The organism is Streptomyces sp. ATLC9 (assembly GCF_057196705.1).
In genome coordinates this window covers 1-8,382 of the sequence record NZ_JBXUOY010000228.1, presented here as the reverse complement: position 1 = coordinate 8,382, position 8,382 = coordinate 1, and the positions used below count along the sequence as shown (strand labels likewise).

At 69.2% G+C, this 8,382-nt stretch carries 8 protein-coding genes; 6 read left to right on the top strand and 2 right to left on the bottom strand.

Annotated elements, in window-relative coordinates; genetic code table 11:
- Together AC2CJA_RS20575 and AC2CJA_RS20570 are read right to left on the bottom strand one after the other, a co-directional pair.
- A partial coding sequence (locus tag AC2CJA_RS20575) for an SPFH domain-containing protein (RefSeq protein WP_484604157.1) occupies positions 1–1,282 on the bottom strand: 1,282 nt, incomplete at its 3' end.
- Positions 1,279–3,021, bottom strand: coding sequence for an SPFH domain-containing protein (locus AC2CJA_RS20570; RefSeq protein ID WP_484604156.1), 1,743 nt, complete (start codon positions 3,019–3,021; stop codon positions 1,279–1,281). The genes AC2CJA_RS20575 and AC2CJA_RS20570, both read right to left, overlap by 4 nt.
- 358 nt (positions 3,022–3,379) lie before the next feature.
- On the opposite strand from AC2CJA_RS20570, the gene AC2CJA_RS20565 reads away from it, so the two are divergent.
- From AC2CJA_RS20565 to AC2CJA_RS20540, 6 genes are all read left to right on the top strand, one after another.
- A complete protein-coding gene (locus AC2CJA_RS20565; protein WP_484604155.1) occupies positions 3,380–3,832 on the top strand; it encodes a hypothetical protein in 453 nt (150 codons plus the stop codon).
- Between the two features lie 28 nt (positions 3,833–3,860).
- The gene (locus AC2CJA_RS20560) at positions 3,861–5,918 is read left to right on the top strand and encodes a hypothetical protein (protein ID WP_484604154.1); all 2,058 of its coding nucleotides are present in this window, start codon (positions 3,861–3,863) and stop codon (positions 5,916–5,918) included.
- A 56-nt stretch (positions 5,919–5,974) separates the two neighbouring features.
- On the top strand, positions 5,975–6,460 hold the full coding sequence (locus tag AC2CJA_RS20555; protein ID WP_484604153.1) for a hypothetical protein: 486 nt from the start codon (positions 5,975–5,977) through the stop codon (positions 6,458–6,460).
- A 648-nt stretch (positions 6,461–7,108) separates the two neighbouring features.
- Positions 7,109–7,729: a hypothetical protein gene (locus tag AC2CJA_RS20550; protein WP_484604152.1), complete on the top strand. Its 621-nt coding sequence runs from the start codon at positions 7,109–7,111 to the stop codon at positions 7,727–7,729.
- A gap of 98 nt (positions 7,730–7,827) precedes the next feature.
- On the top strand, positions 7,828–8,034 hold the full coding sequence (locus tag AC2CJA_RS20545; RefSeq protein WP_484604151.1) for a hypothetical protein: 207 nt from the start codon (positions 7,828–7,830) through the stop codon (positions 8,032–8,034).
- A 257-nt stretch (positions 8,035–8,291) separates the two neighbouring features.
- On the top strand, positions 8,292–8,382 hold a 91-nt coding region (locus tag AC2CJA_RS20540; RefSeq protein ID WP_484602524.1), incomplete at its 3' end, for a helix-turn-helix domain-containing protein.

Below are 8,382 nucleotides of genomic sequence, written 5' to 3'. Positions count from 1 at the left end.
GCGCCGACCGCACCGGCGGCGGGGCCGCCAGCCGCGGCAGCAGCTGGGCCGTCAACAGCGTGGACAGCGCCGAGGTGTCACCGCCGCCGGCGCCGTCGGTGCGCACCACGACCGGCCGCGGCGCGCTGCCGGCCAGGGCCGCTCCGACCTCCAGACGGCGGCGGGCCAGCTCGTACTGCAGGACCGCCCGGTTGTCGCGGTACGCCTGGGCCAGCCGGCGCTGGGCGCGTGCCTCGTTCTCGGCGGCGATCAGACCGCTGCGCCCGCGGGTCTCGATCTCGAACCGCACCCGCTGCGCGTTGGTCTCCTGCTCCTCCAGGAGCTGGGCCACCTCCTCGCGCGCCCGGTTCAGGGCGGCCTTCACCTCGACGATGCGCGCGTCGCGCACCTTCTTCGCCCGCTCGATGTCCATCTGGAGGCTGTCGATGCGGCGCTTGCGGGTCAGGCCCCACTCCTGGTCGTACGCGGCGCGCTCCTTGGCCACCCGCTCGCGGGTGGCCAGGTGCTGCTGGTACTGGGCCGGGAGCTGCACGTCGGGGATGTTGCAGCCGGTGATGCGCACCCCGTAGCGGGAGAGCTGGCGGTTGAGCAGCTCCTGCATGTCGGCCACGTCCGAACCGCGCAGGTCGTAGGCCCGCTCGGTGCGCATCTGGCGCGCCCGCTGCCGGATGGCGTCCTGCACCGCGCTGGAGAGCACCAGGTCGAAGTTGCCCGCGCCGATGGTCCGCACGAACAGCACCGCGTCGGTGATGCGGAACTTCAGGAAGAACTCGATCGACCGCAGCGGCACGTTCTCCTGGGTCGGGCAGGCCATCACCGGGGCCGAGTAGGGGATCTCTGTGGCGGTGTCCACCACGAACTCCACCCGCGACCACGGGTGCCACAGGTAGTGGCGGCCGGGGTCCAGGGTGCGGGTGACCGCGCCGTAGCGGGTCAGGACCCCGTTGGTGCCCTGCTCGATCTCCACGATCGAGGAGCGCCACCACCACAGCCCCCCGACCAGCAGGGCGAGGACGCCCACGACGTAGGAGAGCGCGGCCAGCCAGTCACGGGTGGCGCCGGTCAGCCCCTCGGAGCCGCCCGCGCTCAGCAGTACGCCGCTCAGCAGCGCGAACACCCCCAGCCACAGTGGCAGCAGCCACCACAGCCGGCGGCGGTGGCGGGGGATGATGACCGGGACCAGGGTGCCCGCCTCGCCGCCGCGCAGCAGCTGGGCGATCTCGCTCCAGGGGGCGACGGCCTCTGAGATGACCGACCTGCGGGCGGTGGACACGGCGCTCACTGCGCGGCCTCCTCGGTGTCGTCGTCGGACGCCGCGGGTGTCGCGGGCGCTCCTCCGGGCGCTTCAGGCGTTTCAGTTGCTCCGGGCGCTCCGGGCTCCCCGCCGGGCGCTTGCGGGACCGCGGCTTCCGCGCCGGCGGAAACCGCCGCGCTCCCGGCCGGTACGGTCGGCCGCTCCTCCGCCAGCAGGGCGCGGATCTCCTCCTGACGCCGTTCGATGCGCTCGGAGACCTCCCGCAGCCGGGCGCGGACGGCGGCCATATCGTCGTCCGTGAACAGCTCCGTGCCGTGTTCGCCGATCATCTCCCGGGCCAGCCGAAGGAAGTCGACCCCGGCCGTGCCGTCGGACTCCTCCGCGCCGCCGACCCGCACCAGCTGCGGCAGGTGGTCGGCCACCTGCTCCAGGGTGTCGAGCATCTGCTGCCGGTAGCGGTACTCCAGGATCTCCGGGGCCTCGGCGGCGGTCACCGCGCGGATGTCCAGGGCCTGCGCCTCCAGCAGCGCGGCGTTGGCCTTCGCCTCCGACTCGGCCTGCACATAGCGCTGCCGGGCCAGCGCCTGGGCCCGGTTGGTCTCCCGCTCCACGGCGGTGTCCATCTGGGCCTGGTACTGGGCGATCTCCGCCTGGATCGCGGAGAACGTCTCCTGCAGGCCGGCCAGTTCCCTGGTCAGGTCGCCCTCGTCCTGCTCCTTGCGGAGCTGGAGCGCGTACTCGTGGGTGTACGCCTCCTTGGCGACCCGCACCATCTCCGGGGCGGCCAGGTCCATGCGGTAGTTGCGGTCGGAGGGCTCGGCGTGCGTGATGTTGGCGTTGGTCAGCTCCACCGCCGGCTGGAACTGCTGGTTGAGCTGCTCCAGGAGCCGGCCGGTGTCCTCGCCGACCATGTCGTAGATGCCGGCGGCCTCCTGCTCGTAGATCAGGCTGCGGATGGTCTCGCTGACCGCGTTGCTCAGCTTCTCCTCGAAGCCGCGGACCGCGCCGAGGGTGTAGACGAACTCCACCGGGTCGGCGATCCGGAACTGGATGAACAGGTCGATCGACGCCTTCACCCCGCTGCGGGTGGGGGCCTCGCGCACCGGCGCGTTGAACGGGTACTCGCGGGTGGTGTTGAGGATGTACGACACCCGCTTCCACGGGTTCAGCAGGATCACCCGGCCGGGACCGACCACCTGCTCCAGCTTCCCGAAGCGGGTGATCAGCGCCTGGCAGCCGTCCGGCACCATCACCATGCCCTGCCGCCACCACACGAACGCCACGGCCGACACCGCCAGCACCCAGTAGTGGAGGCCGAACAGGGGGTTGGTCAGCACGCTGCCGCCGGCCGCGGACACCGTCAGGGAGCCCACCAGGCCCACCACCAGCAGCATGAGCACCGGGAGCATGCTCAGCAGGGAGCGTCCGCGCGGCAGCACCATCGGGCAGATGGCGTGCACCGGCCCGCCGCCCTCACGCCGCTGCTCGCTGCGGTTGAGCGCCTCCCCGGCCTCCGCCAGCGGAACGGTCTGCTGCGTCATGACGGTGGCGATGGAGCCGCCCTGCTCCCGCGCGGCGGGGAAGTCGGACGGGTCGATGCCGTCCTGCTGGGAGGGCTCCTGGCGGGAGGCGCCGCCCTCGGCGCTCCCGCCGCCTTCACCGCCTCCGCCGCTCCCGGCCCCGCCGCGCCGTCGCCGGCGCAGTTCCTCCTCGGCCACGGCCCGCGGATCGTCTCCCTGGGCCACCGACTGTGCGATTCTGCGCATGTCCTGGGTTCGTGCCACGTCTGCCCTTCGCCGTCTCCGGTCGTATTCGTCCCGTACGGGTGTTCCACCCCCATCTCACATCACACGGCCGCCGCAGGCGAAGACGGGCGCGGATCGTGACCCGTACGGGACCTTCCGGGCCGCCTGCGGCGGTATCGCGGCCTCAGGGCGCGAGGACGGTCAGCCGCGGCAGCGCGGCCGGGCCCAGGAGCGCGGGGAGCGCGTACCACCACCGGACCAGGCGTCCGGCGACTCTCTTCCCGGCGCCCCTCCACCCGGCCGGATCCGGTCTCGTGTCCCGCAGTAGCGTAAGCGTCCGGTAGCGGACCGTGGACCGAGCGGGGAAGGGGAGCGGCGCGTGTCGTTCGACGAAGAGTGGGCGCAGTTGGTGGCGAAGGCCGGTCAGGAGCGTTCCGCCCGGACACGGTTGAACCGACTCGACGGTGGTGGTGGAGGCGGTGGGCAGGGCGGCCTCACCGTCAGGCAGGACGACCTCGGACTGATCGGCCGGGCCGCGCACGGCCTGCATACCGGCCTGAAGGCGGACGGCAGGCATCCCGTGTCGGCCAGCAGGAGCGCAGGCACCCGGTTGAGCGGGGACAACTTCACCTCGGGCGCCGCGCTGTCCCAGGTCGCGGAGACCTGGGAGAGGCAGGTCGGCACGTTGCTGGAGGCCTGCGCGCACATCTCCAACCACCTGGACTTCTCCTCCAGGAGCTACGGAGCGGAGGAGGAGAGGATCGAGACCGGTATGCGCAACCTCCGGGGACAGCTGATGAACCCGTCCCGCATCAGCGACTACTACCGCTGACGGACCCGGCAGGAGGAAGCGGGCAGGAATGGGACCGAAGTTCGAGGACGTGCTGCACGTCCGGCTGGGCAGGCTCGGTGACGCGGTCACGGACTGGACGAGGACCGTCGCCAAGCTGGAGAACCTGTCCGACGAAGCCAGGAACGACATGAAGGCGAAGTCGGACAAGGCGGACTGGCAGGGGGAGAACGCCGCCGTCACGCGGACGTTCGTGGACAAGACCGCCAAGGAGTTCCAGGACGCGGTCACCCAGGCGACCAGCATCCGCGACGTCCTGCGGGACGGCCACGACACCATCAAGGCGGCCCGGGACGAGCTGAAGCGGATCGTCGACAACCCCCCGGAGGGTGTGACCGTCTGGCCCAACGGGGTCGTCGCCCGCTCCGTGCATCCCGACCGGCGCGGCGAGGGCAACACCGACCCCGGGCCCACGCAGGAGACCCTGGACTCCGTGCGGGACCGGATCAGCCAGGCGGTCGACAAGGCGAGCCGGGCGGACGAGACGATGGCCGCCGCACTGCGGGCCGTCGTCGCCGGACACCCGTACGACTTCGGCGGCGACAGTTACTCCTCCCTGCGGGACTACCGGGACCAGCAGGGTGTCAAGGAGGCCGAGAAGGCCCTCGAGATGGCGTCCAGGGGATCGTCCATGACGGACGCCGAACTCAAGCGGTTCAACGATCACGTGGCCGAGAACATGGACAACCCGGCCTTCGCCGAGCGGTTCGCGACCGGTATGGGCGGCAAGGGCTTCCTGGAGTTCTACGCGAACCTCAACGACCCCCGGCAGGGCGGTCCCTTCAGCGACGAGCGGATCGAGGAGCTGAAGGAGGCGCAGGAGAACCTCGGCGTCGTCCTGGCCGAGGCGTCGCACAGCGACAGCCCCGCCATGCGGGCGTGGAAGAAGGAGGTCATCGACCTCGGGCCCAGGCAACTGGACATCCCCACCCAGGGCAGCCCGTACGGCTTCCAGGTCATGAGCAACCTGATGCACCACGGCACATACGACAAGGACTTCCTCAACGACTACGGCGACGCCCTGGTCGGGCGGGAGAAGGAGATGGGCCTGCCGAGCCGCCGCTGGCAGGGCCCCACCTCCGGGCACACCATCCTCAACCCGGGCGGCGCCGACAACGACCTGGGACGGGACCCGATGACCGGCTTCATGACGGCGCTCAGCCGCAACCCCGAGGCGTCCACCGAGTTCTTCACCTCCACGCACCCGCAGGACAACGCCCGGTACGTGCTCGAGGAACGGGAGGGCTTCCCCGACGGCATCGGGCAGGACCCGCCCTTCGCCGCCCGCGAGGCCATCGGCGACGCGCTCTTCGCGGCGGCCACCGGCATCGACCCCCACGACGACAGCGCGGCCTTCGTGCCGCACACGGACCGGCACGGCGCGGTCCTGGAGCGTTCACTGAAGTACCTGTCGGCGACGGGCGACGACTTCCCGCCGGAGATCCGCGACGACATGGCCAAGGTCCTCGCCAACCACTCGGACACCGTGCACGAGGCGTCCAGCAGTCTCTCCGACAGCAGCAGTCCGCTGGACCGGAAACAGTTGCTGGAGGTCTCCAAGCAGATTTCCCGCGACCAGGAGGCTTACGGAATCCTCAACGAGGGACTCAACGTGGCGATCGTCCAGGATATCCACGCCAACGACGTCAGCGATCCGGAGGAGACCCTGGTGCGCGCCGGCCAGACGATCGGCTTCCTGGAGGAGGCCCGCTACCAGGCCCTGGAGACCGACAAGGACGATCCCTCCTGGGACGCCAAGTGGGGCTACCACCTCGTCGGCGGTGCGGCGAACTTCATCCCCGTCGCCGGCGACGCGGTACAGCGTGGTGTGGACGCGGTGGCATACGCCTGGCAGTTGGAAGAACAGGCCCGCATCGACGAGGAGGTCAGCAGAAAGAACACGGAGACCTTCACCGTCCGCGAGGACCAGCTGGAGGCCATCGCCAAGGAGTGGGCCAGGGTCAATCCGGATCACGAGAGGGCGGGCAATATTTACCTGGTGCAGGACAGGATCGGGGACGCCGCGTTCAGCGGAAACGACCGTGCCAACAAACTGGCGGGCAATTGATGGAGTTCGAAAAGATCCGCAGGACGACGGCGGGAGCGCTGCTTTCCGCTGTTTTGGTGGCTTCGCTGTCCGCGTGCGGCGGCTCGGAGGGCTACACGGTGACGGAGGAGATCTGCGGCAGGAAGATCGAGCCAGGGCTGCTGAGGCCGTTGCTGCCGGAGGGCGAGAAGTTCGAGGCGGAGACGAGGTCCATCGGGGACGACACGATGAGATGCCTGCTGTTCGTCGACGGACGGAGAGAGGTGACCATCCGCGAATACCCGGATGGTGGGGAACTCGACGCCATGAAGTTCGCGGCGGAGAATCCCAGCCGTTTCGTCAACCCGAAGAAGGCGTCCTTCGGCGCGGACACGGTCGTCTCGGACGGCATGGTGCTCTCGGTCAACCCGTGCACGTACCAGGAGAGGAGGGGCCACTACATCCTGGACGTCTCCGTCGAGCGCTTCGACGTGTCCGAGCCCGACGGCTGGCGGGCGGAGCTCGAACGCTTCGCCGAGGCGTACCTGCCGGTGGGCATGGAGGAGACGGGCTGCGAGGAGTAGCCGCGGTGCGTGTCACCGGGGCGGTGGGGGAGGGGAAGTGGTCCCGAACGGTTGGCGGGGGCGCCGCGCCCGCCAACCGTTCACGGGCCCGCCGCTCCCGGCCCCGCCGTCGTTGTCCGCCGTCATGGAAGACCGCCTCCCTGTACCCGCGCCGGCCATACGACCGGATTCCTGGAGGAGGCCCGGTACCAGGCTCTGGACACCGACAAGGACGATCCCTCCTGGGACGCCAAGTGGGGCTACCACCTCGTCGGCGGTGCGGCGAACTTCATCCCCGTCGCCGGCGACGCGGCTGGCTTCGTCCACTTCAAGGGATGTCATTTCTCCGTGAGTTCGGGAGGTGTTTGGTGCTGAGTGGCGGCGAGATTGTTCACGGGAAATAACGTCACGGCGCGGGACAGCCTGCCGTCCGTGATTTCGGGTCGCGTCGGGACCGTGTGGGCTGCGGCGAGCTTGAGGTGTGGGATGAGGGGATCAAGCCCCGGCCTTTGCGTTTATCGAACATTCATTCATTCGTGCGAATGTTTTCCCCGCACGCATCACGAGCACGGGGAGTGCTCAATGGAGCGTTTCCCGTGCGCCCCACAGGAACCCGAGGAGGGTTACGTGCAAGGGACCAGATCGTTAGCCGCAAGAATTTTGATGGTCGTGGCAGCCGTGCTGATGGGGGCCACCGCGCTCACGGCCCCGGCAGCCGCGTCGTCGTCGGGGAATGGCGACCATCCCGCTTCCAGCCAGCAGGTGGTTGCTGAAGCCGAGAGGCTTGCCGCGGCCCGGGTCAGCGCTCTCGACCGCAAGCTGGCCGAAGACCCGCGCTTCAAGCGAGGGGTGGGGACCAGGACCACGTCGATCACCGAGGTCAAGGACAACCCTGAGGCGCTCAAGGAAGCTCGCACGCAGGATGTTTCGGTCCAGGCGTGCAAGTGGGCCAAGATAACGATGTGGCGCTCGAACGTCAGCAACTCCAAGATCTGGCGTTTCACCCTACGTGTGGACTGGTGCTACAGCAGCAACCGGGTGACGTCGATCAGCCCGCCCCAGACGACCGGCTACGTCTACGGTTGGGCGGCTGCCCTCGGCTGGTCGTATGAAGGACGCCGCGACTTCGGCCAGTGGGACTACTACGGCGACAAGTGGGTATACCGGACCTGGGCCCAGGGCGCGTTCCACTACTGCCCGCCTCGCGTCATCTGCATCCAGAAGGACTACCCGGTCATCACCCTCGACGCGTACGCCAACGGCAACTACGACTACTACACGAAGCTCTGACCTCTGAAGGAAGACCGATGACTGCTCGGACCGCAGCCCAGCCTGGCGCCTCGTCCAGAGGGTTTCTCATCGGCGCCTTAGGAGCTTCGCTGCTTGTCATGCTCCTGGCTCCGCTGGCCGGCTATGCAATGCTCGCTGTAGCCACCGGGACGGCCTGGTTCACCAAGCAGAGTGCGGCCACCAGGTGGACGCTCACGGCCATCACCGTGGTCCTGTTCAGCGCGACCTTCATGGGTTGGGGCATGGGAATGGAGAGCCCTGGCAGCTCGGGGACCACACCGGGCATCCCGGAACCACGCTCCTGAACGTACGTAGTCGAAGCACCGCAAGCGAGGGCTACCCCGGCTGCCGGTGAACCGCCCCGTGTCAGGTAGAGACTCGATTCCATGTGAGGATTGAGTCATCGGGGCTCTCCTTCGTGGATGCCCCGTCCTTTAGGGCGGGGAGGAAACGAAGCTCCTGCGGAGCAGGGCAGGGAACGCCGGTTCGCCGCCAGGGCGGACCGGCGTCCACCCGCGACTGCCCGCACTCCGTCACAAACTGATGGGGTAATATGTGAGCCGTGAAGACCACCCACGTGAAGCGGGCTTTCAAGTACCGCTTCTACCCGACCGATGCGCAGGCAGCCGAGCTGTCGCGCACGTTCGGCTGCG